The sequence below is a fragment of the Cellulomonas olei genome (genome assembly GCF_039548315.1).
Taxonomy (GTDB): Bacteria; Actinomycetota; Actinomycetes; order Actinomycetales; family Cellulomonadaceae; genus Cellulomonas.
Window position 1 is genome coordinate 1 of sequence record NZ_JBCLVN010000062.1, and the last position, 17493, is coordinate 17493.

Here is a 17493-nt window from a genome sequence, read left to right on the forward strand (position 1 = left end):
CGCAGGGCGGGCGCGCGCGGCACGCTGGCGGCACGCGGCAGGTCAGCCGCGGGCGGGTCCCGCGGCCGCGCAGGTCAGCCGAAGTAGCGCGGGAGCGTCGCCTCGGCGACCTCGCGGGCCTCGGGCAGCGGGAGCGTGAACAGCCCCTTCACCTCGACGGCCGGGGTGTGGACGTGGTCCTCGGGCAGGTCGGCGGTCGGCGCGCCCGCACCGGGGCTGCACGTCTCCGCCGTGACGCCGAGCCGCAGCGCGGGGACGCCCTGCGCGGTGCACAGGTCCTCGAACCGCACGGCCTCCGAGCGCGGCACGGCCACGAGGGCCCGCGCGGTGGACTCGCTGAACAGCGCCTCGAAGGGGGTCACGCCGTCGCGCTCGCACAGCCCGGCGAGGTCCACCTGCACGCCCACGCCGTACCGCAGCGACGACTCGACGAGCGCCTGCGCCAGACCGCCCTCGGACAGGTCGTGCGCGGCGTCGGCCAGGCCGTCCCGCGACGCACGGACCAGCACGGTCGCGAGCCGGCGCTCCGCGTCCAGGTCGACCCGCGGCGGCACCCCGCCGAGGTGCCCGTGCGCGACGTCGGCCCACGCGGAGCCGTCGAGCTCGGGCCGCGTGGTGCCCAGCAGGTAGACGGTCTCCCCCGCCGTGGTCCAGCCGGACGGCGTGGCCTCGGCGACGTCGTCGATGACGCCCAGCACGCCGACGACGGGCGTCGGGTGGATGGCGGAGTCGATCTTCCCGGGCTCGCCGGTGCCGTTGTACAGCGACACGTTGCCGCCGGTCACCGGGGTGCCGAGCACCGCGCACGCGTCGGCGAGGCCCTCGATCGCCTGGACGAGCTGCCACATCGACGCCGGGTCCTCGGGGCTGCCGAAGTTGAGGCAGTCCGTGACGGCCATCGGGCGGGCGCCGGACGCGGCGACGTTGCGGTAGGCCTCCGCGAGCGCGAGCTGCGCGCCGGTGTACGGGTCGAGCTTGGCGTAGCGGCCGTTCGCGTCGGTCGCGAGCGCGACGCCGAGGCCGGTCGTCTCGTCGACGCGGACCACGCCGGCGTCGTCGGGCTGCGCGAGCGCGGTGTTGCCCTGCACGAACCGGTCGTACTGGTCGGTCACCCAGGACTTCGACGCGAGGTTCGGCGAGCCGAGCAGGTCGAGCACGGTGGCCCGCAGCTCCGCCGGGGTCGACGGCCGCGCGTACCGCTGGACGCCCTCGGGGGTGCTGACCGAGTCGGCGACCAGGCCGTCCTGCCACTCCGGGCGGGAGTACGGCCGGTCGTAGACGGGGCCCTCGTGCGCGACCGTCTTCGGGTCGACGTCGACGATCCGCTGCCCGTGGTGGTCGATGGTGAGGCGGCCGGTGCCGGTGACCTCGCCGATGACGGCGGTCTCGACGTCCCACTTCCCGGTGATCGCCAGGAACTCGTCGAGCTTCTCGGGCGTGACGACCGCCATCATCCGCTCCTGCGACTCCGACATGAGGATCTCGCCGGCCGTCAGGGTGGGGTCGCGCAGCAGCACGTTCTCGAGGTCGACGTGCATGCCGCCGTCGCCGTTGGACGCGAGCTCGGACGTCGCGCAGGAGATGCCGGCCGCGCCGAGGTCCTGGATGCCCTCGACCACGCGGGCCGCGTACAGCTCCAGGCAGCACTCGATGAGCACCTTCTCCATGAACGGGTCGCCGACCTGGACGCTCGGGCGCTTCGACGGCTTGGTGTCGTCGAAGGTCTCCGAGGCCAGGATCGAGGCGCCGCCGATGCCGTCGCCGCCGGTGCGCGCACCGAACAGGACGACCTTGTTGCCGACGCCGGAGGCGTTGGCCAGGTGGATGTCCTCGTGGCGCAGCACGCCGAGGCACAGCGCGTTGACCAGCGGGTTGCCCTGGTACGAGGCGTCGAACACGAGCTCGCCGCCGATGTTCGGCAGGCCGAGCGAGTTGCCGTAGCCGCCGACGCCGGAGACGACGCCGTGCACCACGCGCGCGGTGTCCGGGTGGTCGACCGCGCCGAACCGCAGCTGGTCCATCACGGCGACCGGGCGGGCGCCCATCGAGATGATGTCGCGGACGATGCCGCCGACGCCGGTCGCGGCGCCCTGGTACGGCTCGACGTACGACGGGTGGTTGTGGGACTCGACCTTGAACGTCACGGCCCAGCCGTCGCCGATGTCGACGACGCCCGCGTTCTCGCCGATGCCGACCAGCAGGTGCTCGGTCATCTCGGGCGTGACGCGCTCGCCGAACTTCCGCAGGTGCGTCTTGCTCGACTTGTAGGAGCAGTGCTCGGACCACATGACGGAGTACATGGCGAGCTCGGCGGCCGTGGGGCGGCGCCCGAGGATGTCGCGGATCCGCTGGTACTCGTCCGGCTTGAGGCCGAGCTCCGCGAACGGCTGCTCGAGGTCCGGGGTGGCCGCGGCGTGCTCCACGGTGTCGGACACGTGGCCCGGCGTGGGGCCGGCGGGCTGCTCCGCGGGCTCGGTGGGCTGCTGCGAGGTGGGCGCGCTGGTCATCGAATCCCTCGGGCTGGTGGGCCGGCGGAGCGCAGCGGCGTCCGGGGTGGACGGCCGTGACGCGCCCGGCCGGGCGGGCGTCGGCAGACACCGCACAGGCTACCGGCGCCCGCGGCGGCCCCGGACACTCCGCCGGCACCCGGCACGCCGTGCCACGCGGACGCCCTGACAGACTGGGGCCGTGATCTCCTCGCGTGGCGCCGCCCGGTCGGCGGTGGCGCTCCTCGCGGTCGCCGTCCTGGCCGGGTGCACCGGCACCGGGACCGGCACCGGTACCGGCACCGGGACGCCCGACGGGACTGCGTCCCCGACGTCCTCCGCGGTGGCCACGCCCACCGACCCGGACTCCCTGCGCGCCGCCGGGACCGCCGTGACCTCGGGCGACGTGACGCTGACGGCGTGGCCGCCGGTCGCCGTCGTCGGCCCGGCGGACGAGGACGGCGCCGTGACGCTGACCGTGCCGCTGCCGCAGGTCGAGGACGCCTCCGCGTCGATGCTGCCCGTCGCGACGCTCGTGCCGCCGCCCGGCGCGACGCTGGACCTGCTCGGGGACGACTCGGCCCTGGTCCGCGGCGCCGACGGCGGCGTGCTCGCGGCGCTCGGGTCCCCGGTGCTCGGCGGGGAGGCCGCGGGTGCCGGGCTGCACCTGCAGGTCGACGCCCGGGACGACGGCACCCTCGACTGGTCCGTGGTCCGGCCCGTGCTGACCGACGGCACGGTCGACGCGGACCCGTCGCCCGCCGGCACGGTGACCGCCGTGGTGGCGGCGTCCGCGCTGCGCAGCGCCACCTGGGCGGACCGCGACGACGAGGGGGGACTGAGCCTCGCCGTCGTCCCCGCGGCGTGGGCGCGCACCGGCGGGCTCGCGGCGGAGGAGGCGCTGTGGGCGCAGCTCGTCGCGCAGGCGCCCGAGGCGGACACCACCGGCGTGCGGGACCAGCTCACCTGCCACACGATCGGCGCGCCGGACAAGGAGTCGTGGAACCTCGAGCCGTGGCGTCCGGACGTCGGCCTGCTCGCCACCCTCGCCGCGCGGTGCAACCCGGAGTGAGCACGTCGCACGGTCCTGCGTGACGGACGCCTCGTCGCCGCACGACACCGTTGTTGCTACAGTCTTCAACATCATGCGCCAGACGACCTCCCCCGCACGCACCCGCGCCTGTCGAGCCTCCTCGGCCGCCGCGTGCTGCTGTCGTCGCTGAGCCGCTCCCGCTGAGCTCCCCGGGTCCGCGCACCGCCGCCGACCCCGCGAGCCGCACCTGAGCCGGACGCCGCTCCGGCCCTCGACCGGCGCGACCGGACCACGCGCCGCCCCGTCCCCGGCTCCCCCGGCGCCCGTCGTCACGCGCCGGCCGGGCGGCACGGGCCCCCGGTCGCCGCACCCGGCACCTCGGATCCCCTCGTCCGGACACGCCCCGCACGCCCGTGAGCAGGGCTCCGACGGGCGCCGGCAACGCACCACCCCGCACCACCCCCGTGCCCGGCACCCCGCCGCGCCCCTCCCGGAAGGACCACCACCGTGAGCACCCGCCGATCCCGCCGCGCCCCGCTCGGCGCCGCCCTGGCCGTCGTCGCCGCCCTGGCGCTGGCCGCCTGCGGCTCCGGCTCCGGCTCGGGCGGCTCGACCGCCGACGCCGGCACCCCGGACGCGTCCGCCGAGATCGTCATCGGATCGACCAACGAGCCCACCGGCCTGGTCCGCAACGTCGGCGGCTCGTCGGGCGTCTCCCAGACCATGACCCGGAACGTCTTCGAGGGCCTCACCTCGGTGGACGTCGACGGCCAGGTCGTCCCGACGCTCGCCGAGTCCTGGGACGTGTCCGACGACGGCCTGACGTACACGTTCCACCTGCAGCCGGACGTCACGTTCCACGACGGCACCCCGCTGACCGCGGACGACGTGGTGTGGAGCATCTCCGAGGCGATCGGCCCGGAGTCGAAGTCCGCCCGCAAGAGCGACCTGCTCGTCATCCAGCAGGCCACCGCGGTCGACGACTCCACCGTCGAGCTCGACCTGTCCCGCCCGTCGCAGGGGCTGACGTTCTACCTGGCCTCCGTCACGATCGTGAAGGACGGCGACACCGAGCTGACCAGCGACAACGGCACCGGCCCCTACCGGTTCGTCGAGTGGGTGCAGGGCGACCACCTCACCATCGAGAGGTACGACGGCTACTGGGGCGAGCCCGCGAAGAACGCCGGCGTGACGTTCCGGTTCTTCCAGGACACCACCGCGCTGAACAACGCGCTGCTCACCGGCGACCTGGACCTCGTCATCGCGGAGGACTCCCCGGACCAGCTCGTGCAGTTCCAGGACAACCCGGACTTCACGATCACCGAGGGCACCTCGACCACCAAGCAGCTGTGGGCGTTCAACGACCGCGAGGCGCCGTTCAGCGACGTCCGCGTCCGCCAGGCGCTCTACAAGGCCATCGACCGTGAGGCGATCCTGTCGGCGGTGTGGGACGGCTACGGCCAGGTCATCGGGTCGATGGTCCCGCCGACCGACCCGTGGTTCGTCGACCAGGCCGACGTGCACGCGTACGACCCGGACGCCGCCGAGGCGCTGCTGGCCGAGGCGGGCGTGAGCGACCTGGAGATCTCCGTGGACTACATCCCGGACGACACCACCGAGGCGATCCTCGCGCTGCTCACCAAGAACCTCGCCGCCGTGGGCGTCACCCTGACGCCGAACCCCATCGACGACGCCACCTGGTACCAGAAGGTCTACACGGACCACGACTTCCAGACGACCCTCATGGGCCACGTGAACCCGCGCGACGTGCTCTGGTACGCGAACCCCGACTTCTACTGGGGCTACGACAACCCGCAGGTGCAGGAGTGGGTCACCCAGGCCGACGAGGCGGCCACCGAGGCCGAGCAGGTCGACCTGCTGACGCAGGTCAACGAGACCATCGGCGAGGAGGCGGCGTCCGCCTGGCTGTACCTGGACCCGCAGATCCGCGTCGCCCGGGCCGACGTCACGGGCTTCCCCGTCGACCAGGTGACCGAGTCGTTCTACGTCGCCGACATCGTCCGGGAGTCCTGAGACCGTGCGCCTCGCACTGCTGCGGATCGGCTCGCTGCTGATCTCCCTCGCCGGAGCGAGCGTCGTCGTGTTCGTCGTGCTCCGGCTGCTGCCGGGCGACGCCGCGGGCGCCACCCTGGGCGTGGGCACCACCACGGACCAGCTCGACCAGCTCCGCTCGGAGCTCGGGACGGACCAGCCGGTGGTGACGCAGTACGTGCAGTGGCTCGGACAGGTGGTCCGCGGGGACCTCGGCACGTCCTTCGTGTCGAGGCTCCCCGTGGCCGACCTGATCACGCAGAAGCTGCCCATCACCGTGCCGCTCAGCGTCGCGGCGTTCGTCCTCGCGGTGCTCGTGTCGGTGCCCCTCGGCGTGATCGCCGCGGTGCACCGGCACGGGCCCGTCGGGGTCGCGGTGTCGGCGGTGTCCCAGCTCGGCGTGGCCGTGCCCGTGTTCTGGGTCGGCGTGCTGCTGGTGCTGGTGTTCGCCCTGCGGCTCGGCGTGCTGCCGGCCGGGGGCTTCCCGCGGACCGGCTGGGAGGACCCGGCGGCCGCGGTGCGGGCGCTCGTGCTGCCGGTCGTGACCGTGGCGATCGCGATGTCGGCCGTCATGGTCCGGTACGTGCGCTCGGCCACGCTCGACGTCCTCGACCAGGACTACCTGCGCACCGCCCGCGCGCTCGGGTACGGGCGGTGGCACGCGCTCGCCCGGCACGGCCTGCGGAACGCCGCGGTGCCCGTCGTGGCGATCCTCGGCATCGAGCTCGCGACGTCCCTGCTCGGGGCGGTCGTCATCGAGAACGTGTTCGCGCTGCCCGGGCTCGGCACGCTGCTGCTCGACTCCGTGACCTCGCGCGACCTGCCGGTGGTGCAGGCGCTGGTGCTGCTGCTCACCGCGGTGGTGCTGGTGACGAACACCCTCGTCGACCTGGGGCAGCGGGCGATCGACCCGCGGCTGCGGCTGACGAAGGAGGTCGCGGCGTGACCGAGCTCGCCACCCCGACGACGGCGGCCGGCGCGGCCCTGCCCGGCGTCGCCGCCGATCCGGCCGCCCGCCGCGCCCGCCGGCTCCCGCCGTCCCTCGTGGCCGGCGCCGTCCTGGTCGGCGTCGTCGCCCTCGTCGGCCTCGTCTCGCTGGTCTGGACCCCGTACGCGCTGGACGACACCGGCACCGGCGCGCGCCTCGCCGGCCCGAGCGCCGCGCACTGGGGCGGCACCGACCGCCTGGGCCGCGACCTGCTGAGCCAGCTCATGACCGGCGCCGGCAACGCCCTGGTCGTCGCCGCCGCGTCGATGCTGGTCGCCGGGGTGCTCGGCGTGACCGTCGGAGTCCTCGCCGGTGCGACCCGGCGCTGGGTCGACGTCACCCTGCTGGCCGGCGTCGACCTGCTCATCGCCTTCCCGACCCTGCTGCTCGCGATGCTCATCGTCACCGTGCGGGGCGCGTCCCTGTCGTCGGCGATCTGGGCGATCGGCATCTCCGGGTCCGCCGTCATCGCCCGGGTCACGCGGGTCAACGTCGCGCGCGTGCTGCGCGAGGACTACGTCACCGCCGCGCACGCCGCCGGCACCGGCTGGTGGGGCACCGTGGGCCGGCACGTCGTGCCGAACGTCTGGCCGACGCTGCTCGTCCAGCTCATGCTGCTCGGCGGCGGCGCGGTGCTCGCGGAGGCATCCCTGTCCTACCTCGGGCTCGGCGCCCCGCCGCCCAACGCGTCCTGGGGCCGGCTGCTGCACGAGGCGCAGTCCACGATGCTGGTGCAGCCGTGGGGCGCGATCCTGCCCGGCCTCGCGATCGTCGTGACCGTGCTCGGCCTGAACCTGCTGGGCGACGGCATCCGGGAACGCACCGACCCGAGCCTGCGAGGTGACCGGTGACCGCGCCCCACGCCGCGACCGCCCCCGCACGGACCGCCGCGCCCCTGCTCTCCGTCGAGGACCTCACCGTCACCACGTCGACGGGCCGCCGCCTGCTCGACGGCGTGACCTGGTCGCTGCCCGCCGGCGGCCGGCTCGGCGTGGTCGGCGAGTCCGGCTCGGGCAAGTCGCTGACCGCCCTGGCGGTGCTCGGCCTGCTGCCCGACGGCATGCGCGCCACGGGCCGCGTGCTGCTGGACGGCGAGGACCTGCTCGCGCTGCCGCCGCGGCGGCTCGCGCGGGTGCGGGGCGCCCAGGTGGCGATGGTGTTCCAGGAGCCGCTGACCGCGCTCGACCCCCTGATGACCGTCGGCCGCCAGATCACCGGGCCGCTGCGGCTGCACCGCGGGCTGCGTGGGGCGGCGGCGCGCGAGGAGGCCGCCCGGCTCGCCCGGCTCGTGCACCTCGACGACACCGAGCGCATCCTCGGCTCCTACCCGTGGCAGCTGTCCGGCGGGCAGCGGCAGCGCGTCGCGCTGGCGACGGCCCTGGCCTGCGAGCCGCGCGTGCTGCTGGCCGACGAGCCGACCACCGCGCTCGACGTCACCGTGCAGGCCGAGGTGCTCGACCTGCTGGACGACCTCGTGGACCGCACCGGCGTGGCGCTGGTGCTCGTCTCGCACGACCTGCCCGTGGTCGCCCGCGTCGCCCGGGACCTCGTCGTCATGCGCGAGGGCCGGGTGGTCGAGCACACGTCGGTCGCCGCGGCGCTCGCCGGCGGGGAGGCCGCGTACACGCGGGAGCTGGTGGCCGCCGCCCGGGCGGTGACGGGGCTGCCGGGGTCGGGCGCGGCCGCGCGCGCCGAGGCCGCCGAGTCCGCCGAGTCCGCCGGGCCCACCGAGTCCGCCGACGACACCGTCACCGCCGGCCCTGCCGGCACCGCCGGCCCCGACAGGAGCACCCCGTGACCGCCCCGCTGCTCGAGGCCGCCGACGTCACCCGCGTGTTCGGCGGGACCACCCGCGCGCTGGACGGCGTGTCCGTGCGCGTCGAGGCGGGCCGCAGCATCGGCATCGTCGGCGAGTCCGGCTCCGGCAAGTCGACGCTGCTGCGGCAGCTGCTCGGCCTGGACTCCCCGACGTCCGGCGTCGTGCGCTACCGCGGCGAGACCCTCGACCGCCGCGACCGGGCGCTGCTGCGCCGGCTGCGTGCCGACGTGCAGCCGGTGTTCCAGGACCCCCGCTCCTCGCTCGACCCGCGGATGCGGATCGGGGCCGTCGTCGCCGAGCCGCTGCGCTCGCTGCGCGTCCCCGGCGACCACCGCGCGCGCGTCGCGGAGGTCCTGGCGGCGGTGGGCCTCGACCCGGACGTGGTCTCCCGGTACCCGGCGCAGTTCTCCGGCGGGCAGCGGCAGCGGATCGCGATCGCCCGTGCGCTCGCCCCGTCGCCGTCGGTGCTGGTCGCGGACGAGCCGGTGTCGGCGCTCGACGTGTCGGTGCGCGGGCAGGTCGTCGAGCTGCTGCAGCGGCTCGCCGCCGAGCAGGGGCTGACGCTGGTGCTGGTGTCGCACGACATCGCGGTCGTCGGGCGGCTGTGCGAGCAGACCGTCGTGCTGCACCACGGCCGGGTCGTGGAGGAGGGCGCGACGGCGTCCGTGCTCGCGGAGCCGCGGGAGGCGTACACGCGGCGGCTGCTCGCCGCGGTGCCGCAGCTCCCCGCCTGACACGAGCGCGCGAGCGCACGTCCGCGACCCCGCGAGCGCGCGTCCGCGACCCCGCCCGCACGTCCGGGACCCCGCGAGCGCAGGTCGAGAGGCCAGGAGACGGTCGTCCCCGGGCGCCCGGACCCCCGGTTGCCGACCTCTCGCGGCGGAGCGAGCGCAGGGGCGCGCGCAGGCGGCGTGCGCGTCGGGACCGAGCGCGACCCGGGTCAGCGCGCGGGCAGACCCAGCGCGGCCCGGACCCGGTCGCGCACCACCGGCAGGGTCGTGAACCCCTCGCGCGCCAGCAGGTGCCCGCCACCCGGGACGACGTCGTACGTGGCGTCCAGCCGCTCCGCGAGCGCCCGGGTGAGCGCCGGGTCGACGATCGCGTCGTCGTCGGACCCGACCACGTGCCGCGCGGCCGTCGACGCCACGACCCGGGCGTGGTCCGGGACCGTCGCCGTGAACGCCGCGACCTCCGGCACGGCGGGCGGCGGCGCGTCGAACCCCGAGGCGAGCACCAGCCCGCCCAGCCGCCACGCGCCCGGTGTCGCGGACAGGGCCTGCAGGGCCGTGATGCACCCGAGGCTGTGCCCGACGACGACGGTCCGCTCGTCCGGCGTGCCGATCGCGGTGCGCGCGGCGGCGACCCAGGCGTCCGGGTCGGGCGCGTGCGGGTCGGGGAGCGCGGGCACGCTCACCTCGACGCCGTCCGGGGCGAGGTCCGCGGCGAGCCAGCCGAACCAGTGGGCGCCCGGGTCGGCCTGGTAGCCGTGCAGCACGACGACACGCGGTGAGGTCACCCGGCGATGGTCACCCCGCGGAGCGCCCGGTCGCACCCCCGACCCACATGGCGGACGCCCGTGTCGCACCGACCCGGGCGCCGACCGCGTCGACGGCCGCCGTCTCGTGGGCGACGAGCGTCCACCCTGCTCCCGCCCGGGGCGATCCGCCCGGGTCGACCGCCCGGGCCGCCCCCGCCCCGGACGGTCGCGTCACCGGTCCCGCAGCGTGTCCGTCAGTCCCTGCCGCACGGTCAGCGGCGCGAGCAGCACCGTGAGCACGAGCCCCGCGAGCGCCGCGGCGCACGCCTGGGCGACGGCAGTCCCCGCGAGCTCCCACGACGCCCCGGTCCCGGCGACCACCGCCTGCGCCAGGGCACCGAGCACCACGCCCGCCGCTGTCGCCGGCACCAGGACGAGCACGAGCTCGGCAGCGGCGAGCGCCACGACCACACCGCGCGGCGTGCCGAACGCCCGGTACACGGCGAGCTCCGCGCGCCGGGCCCACAGCGCGAGCAGCGCCGTCACCGCGATGACCGCCCCGCCGACCGCCCAGGGCTGCGTGCCGACGGTCGAGCGCCACCGTTCGACCGGCGTCAGGACGCCGGGCTGCTCACGGAGGTACGGCGCGACGGCGGCGACGCCACCGGGGTACGCCCCGGTCAGGACGTCGTCCCCCAGACCCGCCGCCCCGGGCACCATCCGCACCCAGCACGCGGCCAACGGGGCGTCCGAGGCCACCGGCACCGTCAGCCCGGAGGACAGCGAGCTGGCCGGGGCGTCACCGAGCACAGCCGTCACCTGCACCACCCGCTCCCCCGAGGCGTCGACCAACCAGCTGCCCGGGCCGACCTCGCCGAGCGCGGCCAGCTCGTCGCCGACGGTCGACTCCGCCCACGGGGCGGACGGGACGAAGACCTGCGCCGCACCGCCCGTGAGACCGGTCACCGGGAGCGGCGACCCCCCGGGGAACGCCCGCAGGTCCGTCGGCGGCTCGGCGGCCACACCGCCCGACACCGCGACGCCGGCCAGGCCCGAGAGCCGGGTGCACGCGGCACCGTCGAGTGGGGTCGCCGGGTCCGCAGCTGTCGCGGTCCACACCGACGCACCCGCCGCCCGGCGCGCCGACTCCTGGTCGAGGGCCGCGCTGCCCTGGATCAGCAGCAGCGCGACCACCGCCCCCGTCACGAGGGTGCTGAGCACGCCGAGCACGGCGTGCGTCGGCCCGAGGTTGCGTCGCGCCTCGACCGCCAGCTCGTCAGGACGCCACACGCCGGGCCTCCTCGGGCGGCTCGAGCTCGACGACGGCGTCCGCCATCGCGGCGACGGCCCGGTCGTGCGTGGCGAGCAGCACCGTCGTGCCCGCGGCGGCGTCCAGCAACGCCCGGGCGACGTCCCGCCCCGTCGCGGCGTCGAGGTTGGCCGTCGGCTCGTCGGCGACGATCACGCTCGGCCGGGCCGCGAGCGCGCGAGCGACCCCGACCCGCTGCGCCTGCCCCCCGGACAGCGTCCGGGCCACCTGGCCCGGGTCCTCGACGCCGACGCGGTGCAGCAGGGCGACCGCCTCGCCGTAGGCGTCGGCCCGGCGGCGACCGGCGGCGAGAGCGGGCAGCACGACGTTGTCGACCGCAGTGCGGCGCGGCAGCAGGTTCACCGTCTGGAGCACCCACGCGACCTCGCGGCGCAGGACCTCCGGCGCGTCCCGGACGGTGCGCGTCCGTCCGTTGATCCGCACCTCGCCCGTGCTCGGCGCGAGCAGCAGACCCGCGACCGCGAGCGCGGTGGACTTGCCCGTCCCCGAGGGCCCCATGAGCGCGAGCGAGGTGCCGGTCGGGACGTCGAGGTCGAGATCGACGAGGACGGGGCGGCTGGTCCCCGGGTAGGTCACGCCGATCCGCGTCAGCCGGAGGGACACGTGACGTCCCCCACGACCACCGACGGGTTCACCAGCACCGTGGCGTCGGCGTCGAGCGTGGGCCGGATGCGCGCGGTCCCGTCGACCCCCGCGCCGACGACCACCACGGGCACGGCCGCCTCCGCCGTCGCGTCGACCACGCACGTGGCGCCCGACGCGTCGGTGACGACAGCCGCCCCCGGCACGGACTGCCCCGGCTCCGCCGTCGTGAGGCGGACCCGGCCGCTGACGGTCACGGCGCCGTCGGCGGCGGGGCTCGCCAGCACCAGGCGCAAGGCGGCCGCGTCGTCCGCGACCGACCAGCTCCCGTCCTCCGCCCGGATCACCGGGACCTCACCGGTCGGGGTGACGAAGACGTAGTCACCTGGCGGCCCCGAGGCCCCTGAGTCGACCTCGTACGCGGTCGCGGTGGCGGCCGCCGTCGCGACGGGCTCGCCGGCGGCGGGGGCGGGTTGGCCGGGCTGCACCGCGACGGCGTCGACCACGAAGGGGACGACAGGCAGGCGCGTGAACCACTCCGGCCGCAGCTCCCCGGTGGGTTCGGCGACCCCGAGCGAGCGCTCGTACGCCCGGACCGCCGCGGCGGTGCTCGCACCGAACCGGCCGTCCTGTCCCATCTCCCGTCCGGTCAGCGACGCGAGCAGACCCTGCGCGACCCGCACGTCGTCACCCTCGTCACCGATCCGCAGGGCTCGGTACAGCACGGTCTCTCCCGCGTAGCCGACGACCGGCACACCGTCGACCGCGTACACGGGAGCGCCCGCCGCCAGCTCGGACCCCGGCGCCGCGGACACCGACGTCACCGTCCCCGCGAGCGCCGAGGCGAGGACGTCCGGGCCGGGACCGAGCGTCGCGGTGAGCGTGCCGTCCGCGGCGAAGTCGAGATCCGCGGACGTCACCGGGGCGGCCACCGGTACCGGGTCGGGGTCGAGCTCGGCGAGCGCCTGCGAGGCCCCGCGGGTCAGCAGCCACACAGCGAGGACGGCCGCTGCCACGAGCACGACGACGGCGACCTCGTAGGCGCGGGCCCGCCTCACCCCAGGGACCCGAAGAGCTGGGTCGAGTACTGGGTCCAGCAGGTGGTCGCGGCGGAGACGTCGGCACCGGACCGCTCGAGCGACTCGATCGCCGCGCCCACGTCGAGCGCCGTCGAGGCCGACGTGATCCCGGTGACACCCGCGGCGTCGAGGCAGGCGATGAGCTGCCCGTAGACGGCTTCCCGCTCCGCGCCCGACAACGCCACCTGGTCCTGGAACGCGATCTCCGCCGCCATGAGGCCGTAGCGCTCCTCGCACTCCACCAGGTCCTGCTGCCCGGAGAGCGACCCGCTCCCCGTGCCGGACCCCGAGAACTGGAACCCGTAGGTCACGCCGTCCGTCCGCCGGCTCACATCCTCGACGTCGTAGCCCTTGTCCACCATGCAGGCGTGGACCGCACGGACGATCGCGACGTACTGCGCCTCCGTGATGGGACCCGCGGAGTAGGACGGGCCAGGAGCAGGACCGTCCGGAGCTGCGGTGCCTGAGCAGCCGGCGAGCAGGACGAGGGCGACCGCGAGGCCCCACCCGGTGGTCCGTGGAGCGCGACCCCGGGGCGCGCGCGAGGTCGGCATCAGCAGGACAGAGACTTGTACGCGGAGCCCCCTTCAGTGGCGTTCGTGTTCTTGTCATTCGCCCAGGCATATGTCCGGTACGTGCCGGCAGGGCACCCGGAGGACCCCGAGGCGCGGAGGGTGGTGGTACCGCTGCTTGTCTGGATCACGTTGGCGACAGTGGTGCCGCTGCGCTGAAGCGCAGCCTCAACCCTGGAGATCACCGGGTTCGACGCGCCGCAAGTGGCGGTCGCCGAGAAGTAGATCCGCGTGCCGCTCGTGTAGGGCGCCGAAGGGTAGAGCGCACAGCCGGACGGCAGCGCGGCCGAAGCCGGCGAGGCGGCGACGAACACTGTCGCGGCGGCGAGGACGAGTGCAGCGATGCTGGAACGGAGACGAGTGGTGACGCGATTCATGAATGGCCCCCTGGCGACAAACATCGTGGTCAGCGGCGGGCGTATCCCTCCGCTTTTTGCAACGCTACAACGCTCTGCACTTCCACGTGGGCGTTTCGCTCAGCGATTGGGGACTGGTGCAACTCAAGCGGTCGCACTGCCCAGGTGCGGCCGGTCAGCAGGCCCGACGAGGGCGCCCGTCAGCGCGCCGATCGCGAGCAAAGGCATGAACACCCCCGTCACCGGACCGAGCAGCAGCAACCACGGGCACTGCGTGAGCGGGAGCACGCCCGGGGCCCCGAGGTCCAGCACGGGCCGCAGCACGAACACCTCGTTGCAGCTCCTCGAGCGCGAAGGCCGCCCCCGACAGCGGCCCGTTGAACGCCGCGGCGAGCCCCGCGGACGCGCCGACGGACACGAGGTGGCCCCGCTCCGTGCCGCGGCTGCGGCTGCGGCTGCGGCTGCGGCTGCGGCTGCGGCTGCGGCTGCGGTACGACAAACGCCCCAGCGACGAGCCCGACGACCACCGCCAGCCCGGTCGTCCGCCACAGAGCGGCGTCCCGGCGGCACAGGGCCGGCCGCACGACGATCCTCTCTGACCGGCGCCGACGCCGCCCGGGGCGCCGCAGCACCCGACGGCCAGTGCGCGCCGAGGCCACGACCGCGACGTCGTGCCTGAGCAGGCTGCCACCGCGGGCCCGCCCGCTCACCCCGACCCCGGGTCGTGGCCGCTCGACGTCCTCGGCCGGGGGCCCGCGCCTCAGCGCGCCGGCTTGGGCTCCGGCACCGGCTCCGTCCCGGCCGCCCGCGCCGCGCGCTGGGCCTCGCGGGCCTCGGCCTGCCGCACCGCCTCGGCGCCGGACGCGATCTCGGCCCGGACGTGCTCGGGGCCGTACCCGAACGCGTCGACCAGGTCCTGCGCGTGGGGCCGCAGCCGGAGCAGGAGACGCTCGATGTAGGACGTGACCGTGCGGGCGCGTCCGGCGGACAGCCGGCCGTTCACGAGGTACCAGGCGAGGTTCCGCTCGATCACCGTCAGGCCGAACAGGTCGCGCAGCCACGTGAGCACCTGGCGGGTGCCGGCGTCCGGCACGGTGTCGAGCGCGCGGGTGAACGCCTCCCACTGGAGCAGCTCCGCGTGGGCGCGCGCCGCCTCGACGAGCTCGTGCTGGTGGGCGTCGAACAGCTGCGCGGCGACCTCGGGGGCCGCCCGCCGGGCGGGGCGCAGCGCCTGCGCGAGCTCCGCGACCATCGTGGCGACCCGGTCGGCGAGCAGGGACCGCTGGGTGTGCGGGTCCCGCAGCTGCCCCGCGGAGCGGCGCGCGTCGCCGGCGTCGACGAGGGTCTGCGCGGCGCGCGCCAGGGGCATCCGGTGCAGTGCCGCGTCGGCCGCCTTGCCGGCGACGAGGCGGGCGAGCACGGCCGGGTCGCCGCCGACCTGCTGGCCGTACCGGGCGAGCAGCCGCTTGCCGACGAGCTGGTAGAGCACGGTGTTGTCGCCCTCGAACGTCACGTACACGTCGAGGTCGGCGCGCAGCGACGTGAGCCGGTTCGCCGTGAGGAACCCCGCGCCGCCGCACGCCTCGCGGCAGGTCTGGAGGGTCCGCAGCGCGTGCCACGTCGACGTCGGCTTGAGGGCGGCCGCCAGCGTCTCGAGCTCCTCGCGGGAGTCCGGGGTGTCGTCGCGGCCGGAGAACACGTCGTCGAACGCGGCGAGCAGGTGCTCGTGCGCGAAGGTCGCCGCGTACGTCTCGGCGAGCAGCGGGAGCAGCCGGCGGCGGTGCTCGGCGTAGTCGAGCAGCACCACCTCGTCGGTCGGCGACGCACCGGCGAACTGCCGGCGCTGGTTGCCGTAGGTCACCGCGACGACCAGCCCGAGCTTCGCGGCGTTGACGGCCGCGCCGTCCAGGGACACCCGGCCCTGCACCAGCGTCCCGAGCATCGTGAAGAACCGCCGGCCCGGGCTGGCGATCGGGGAGGTGTAGGTGCCGTCCTCCGCCACCGCGCCGTACCGGTCGAGCAGGTCCTCGCGCGGCACGCGCACGTGGTCGAACCAGAGGCGGCCGTTGTCGATGCCGTTGAGGCCGCCCTTCAACCCGTCGTCCTCCCCGCCGACGCCCGGGAGGAACTCCCCGGTCGCGGCATCCCGGATGGGGACGTGGAACGCGTGCACGCCGTGGTCGACCGGGCGCGGGTCCGCCGGGCCCTGGGAGACGAGGTGCGCGAACACGACGGCCGCGGTGCCGTGCTGCCCCGCGTTGCCGAGGTAGTCCTTCCACGCCGCGCGGTACGGGGTGTGCAGGACGAACTCCTGCGCCGCCGGGTCGTACGTCGCGGTCGTGGCGATGCTCGCGACGTCCGAGCCGTGGCCGGTCTCCGTCATCGCGAACGCGCCGGGCACGTCGACCGACATGGCCCCGGGCAGCAGCCGCTCGTGGTGGCGCTGCGTGCCGAGGTGCAGGATCGCGGACGCGTACAGCCCCCACTGCACGCCGGCCTTGATCTGCAGCGACGGGTCGGCCGCGACGAGCTCCTCGAACCGGGCGAGCGAGCCGCCGTGGTCGTCCGCTCCCCCGAGCGCCGTCGGGAACGCCCGCAGCACGTCACCCTCCGAGGCCAGCAGCCGGAGCTGCTCGAGCACGCGGGTGCGGTGGTCGGCGACGGGCAGCCCCTCCACCCGCTGGAACCGCGGGTCGGCGACCACCGCCCGGGCGCCGCGGCGCAGGTCGGCGTAGCGGCCGAGCAGCACGTCGGTGAGCGCGGCGACGTCCACGTGCGCGTCGCTGCCGTCCGGGGTCGGCGCGTGGCCGGCGCCGGACGGGCGCACGGTGGCGGTGGGGCGGGTCGCGGGTCCGGCGGAGGGCCGGGGCGCGGTGGTGGTCATCGGTGCTCCCCTGGTGTCGGTGCGTCGTCGTCGACGCGGGACGGGTCGGCGGTGCCGGGTGCGGCACCGGCGGCGCGGGCGGTGCGGGTCAGGACGCCGACCGGGCCGGCCCACAGCCACGCGGCGACGCGGGCGGCGACCTCCTGGCGGTCGTCGGGCGCGGCGTCGGCCGCACCCGCGGCCCCGCGGGACGCGAGCCAGCTCTCCCCCGCTCCCCGCACGAACCCGACGGCCCCGGACGCCCACAGCCGGGCCCACGCGGCGTCGGGCGCGGCAGGTCCGTCGTCGCCGCCGAGGGCCCGCACGAACGGGGCCGCCACGAGCTCGGTCACCGAGTCGAGGAACGCCCCGACCGACCCGCCGCGGGTGACGAACGCGTACACGTGCGGCGAGCCCTCGATCATCGCGAGGTAGGTGTCGACCATGCCCCGCAGGGCGTCGCGGGGCGTGGACGCGTCGGCGGCCACGGCGTCGAGGGCGGCGCGGATGTCGGCGACCACGGCCGCGGCGACGGCGAGCTGCAGGCCGTCCTTGTCGGTGAAGTACCGGTACACGATCGACTTGGACGTCCCGGCAGCCGACGCGATGTCCTCCATCGAGACGTCCGGCCCGGTGTGGTGGACGACCCGGCGGGCGACCCGCACGAGCTCGGCGCGCCGGGCCTCGCGGTGGTCCTCCCAGCGGGTGGAGCGGCCGTCGTCGGTGCGCGCGGGGGCGGGCCCGGCGTCGGTGCCGGACCGGTCGGCGGCGGGCCGCGTGCCCGTCGGCGTCGACGGGTCCCGTGTGATGGGGCTCACAGAACCGACGGTATCAGGTACTGTGGGTTTCGGGCACG

General features: G+C 75.9%; 16 protein-coding genes and 1 pseudogene. 6 read left to right on the top strand and 11 right to left on the bottom strand.

Annotation, left to right across the window (positions count from 1 at the left end; translation table 11 throughout):
• Window positions 1–74: 74 nt before the first annotated feature.
• Entirely contained in the window at window positions 75–2507 is a 2433-nt protein-coding gene (gene purL / locus AAHH18_RS15800) for a phosphoribosylformylglycinamidine synthase subunit PurL (protein ID WP_343302266.1), read from the bottom strand.
• A 181-nt stretch (window positions 2508–2688) separates the two neighbouring features.
• On the opposite strand from purL, the gene AAHH18_RS15805 reads away from it, so the two are divergent.
• The 6 genes from AAHH18_RS15805 to AAHH18_RS15830 all read left to right on the top strand — a co-directional run bounded on the left by AAHH18_RS15805 (window position 2689) and on the right by AAHH18_RS15830 (window position 9112).
• Complete coding sequence (locus AAHH18_RS15805) at window positions 2689–3558, top strand: DUF2599 domain-containing protein (RefSeq protein ID WP_343302267.1); 870 nt, start codon at window positions 2689–2691, stop codon at window positions 3556–3558.
• 468 nt (window positions 3559–4026) lie between these two features.
• A complete protein-coding gene (locus AAHH18_RS15810; RefSeq protein WP_283319328.1) occupies window positions 4027–5553 on the top strand; it encodes an ABC transporter substrate-binding protein in 1527 nt (508 codons plus the stop codon).
• A 4-nt stretch (window positions 5554–5557) separates the two neighbouring features.
• Window positions 5558–6517 (top strand): ABC transporter permease, encoded by a 960-nt coding sequence (locus AAHH18_RS15815; protein ID WP_343302268.1) that lies wholly within the window; start codon window positions 5558–5560, stop codon window positions 6515–6517.
• Complete coding sequence (locus AAHH18_RS15820; RefSeq protein WP_343302269.1) at window positions 6514–7410, top strand: ABC transporter permease; 897 nt, start codon at window positions 6514–6516, stop codon at window positions 7408–7410. The genes AAHH18_RS15815 and AAHH18_RS15820 overlap by 4 nt, the downstream gene beginning before the upstream one ends.
• Complete coding sequence (locus AAHH18_RS15825; RefSeq protein ID WP_343302270.1) at window positions 7407–8357, top strand: ABC transporter ATP-binding protein; 951 nt, start codon at window positions 7407–7409, stop codon at window positions 8355–8357. The genes AAHH18_RS15820 and AAHH18_RS15825 overlap by 4 nt, the downstream gene beginning before the upstream one ends.
• Window positions 8354–9112: an ABC transporter ATP-binding protein gene (locus AAHH18_RS15830; RefSeq protein ID WP_343302271.1), complete on the top strand. Its 759-nt coding sequence runs from the start codon at window positions 8354–8356 to the stop codon at window positions 9110–9112. Before AAHH18_RS15825 ends, AAHH18_RS15830 begins: the two co-directional genes overlap by 4 nt.
• 206 nt (window positions 9113–9318) lie before the next feature.
• Here the strand turns inward: AAHH18_RS15830 and AAHH18_RS15835 are convergent, their stop codons facing one another.
• The 10 genes and pseudogenes from AAHH18_RS15835 to AAHH18_RS15880 form a co-directional block, all read right to left on the bottom strand.
• Window positions 9319–9894: an RBBP9/YdeN family alpha/beta hydrolase gene (locus AAHH18_RS15835; RefSeq protein WP_343302272.1), complete on the bottom strand. Its 576-nt coding sequence runs from the start codon at window positions 9892–9894 to the stop codon at window positions 9319–9321.
• Window positions 9895–10086: 192 nt separating this feature from the next.
• A complete protein-coding gene (locus AAHH18_RS15840) occupies window positions 10087–11145 on the bottom strand; it encodes an FtsX-like permease family protein (protein ID WP_343302273.1) in 1059 nt (352 codons plus the stop codon).
• Complete coding sequence (locus tag AAHH18_RS15845; protein ID WP_255595764.1) at window positions 11132–11788, bottom strand: ABC transporter ATP-binding protein; 657 nt, start codon at window positions 11786–11788, stop codon at window positions 11132–11134. Before AAHH18_RS15845 ends, AAHH18_RS15840 begins: the two co-directional genes overlap by 14 nt.
• A complete protein-coding gene (locus tag AAHH18_RS15850) occupies window positions 11773–12825 on the bottom strand; it encodes a peptidoglycan-binding domain-containing protein (RefSeq protein ID WP_343302274.1) in 1053 nt (350 codons plus the stop codon). The genes AAHH18_RS15845 and AAHH18_RS15850 overlap by 16 nt, the downstream gene beginning before the upstream one ends.
• On the bottom strand, window positions 12822–13400 hold the full coding sequence (locus AAHH18_RS15855; protein WP_343302275.1) for a hypothetical protein: 579 nt from the start codon (window positions 13398–13400) through the stop codon (window positions 12822–12824). The genes AAHH18_RS15850 and AAHH18_RS15855 overlap by 4 nt, the downstream gene beginning before the upstream one ends.
• On the bottom strand, window positions 13400–13795 hold the full coding sequence (locus AAHH18_RS15860) for a hypothetical protein (RefSeq protein WP_343302276.1): 396 nt from the start codon (window positions 13793–13795) through the stop codon (window positions 13400–13402). The genes AAHH18_RS15855 and AAHH18_RS15860 overlap by 1 nt, the downstream gene beginning before the upstream one ends.
• 123 nt (window positions 13796–13918) lie before the next feature.
• Window positions 13919–14098, bottom strand: coding sequence for a hypothetical protein (locus AAHH18_RS15865; RefSeq protein WP_343302277.1), 180 nt, complete (start codon window positions 14096–14098; stop codon window positions 13919–13921).
• A 58-nt stretch (window positions 14099–14156) separates the two neighbouring features.
• Window positions 14157–14465: pseudogene (locus AAHH18_RS18310) on the bottom strand (hypothetical protein); the annotation flags it as partial.
• A 69-nt stretch (window positions 14466–14534) separates the two neighbouring features.
• Complete coding sequence (locus AAHH18_RS15875; protein ID WP_343302279.1) at window positions 14535–16658, bottom strand: acyl-CoA dehydrogenase family protein; 2124 nt, start codon at window positions 16656–16658, stop codon at window positions 14535–14537.
• Window positions 16655–17455, bottom strand: coding sequence for a TetR/AcrR family transcriptional regulator (locus tag AAHH18_RS15880; RefSeq protein WP_343302280.1), 801 nt, complete (start codon window positions 17453–17455; stop codon window positions 16655–16657). Before AAHH18_RS15880 ends, AAHH18_RS15875 begins: the two co-directional genes overlap by 4 nt.
• Window positions 17456–17493: the final 38 nt, after the last annotated feature.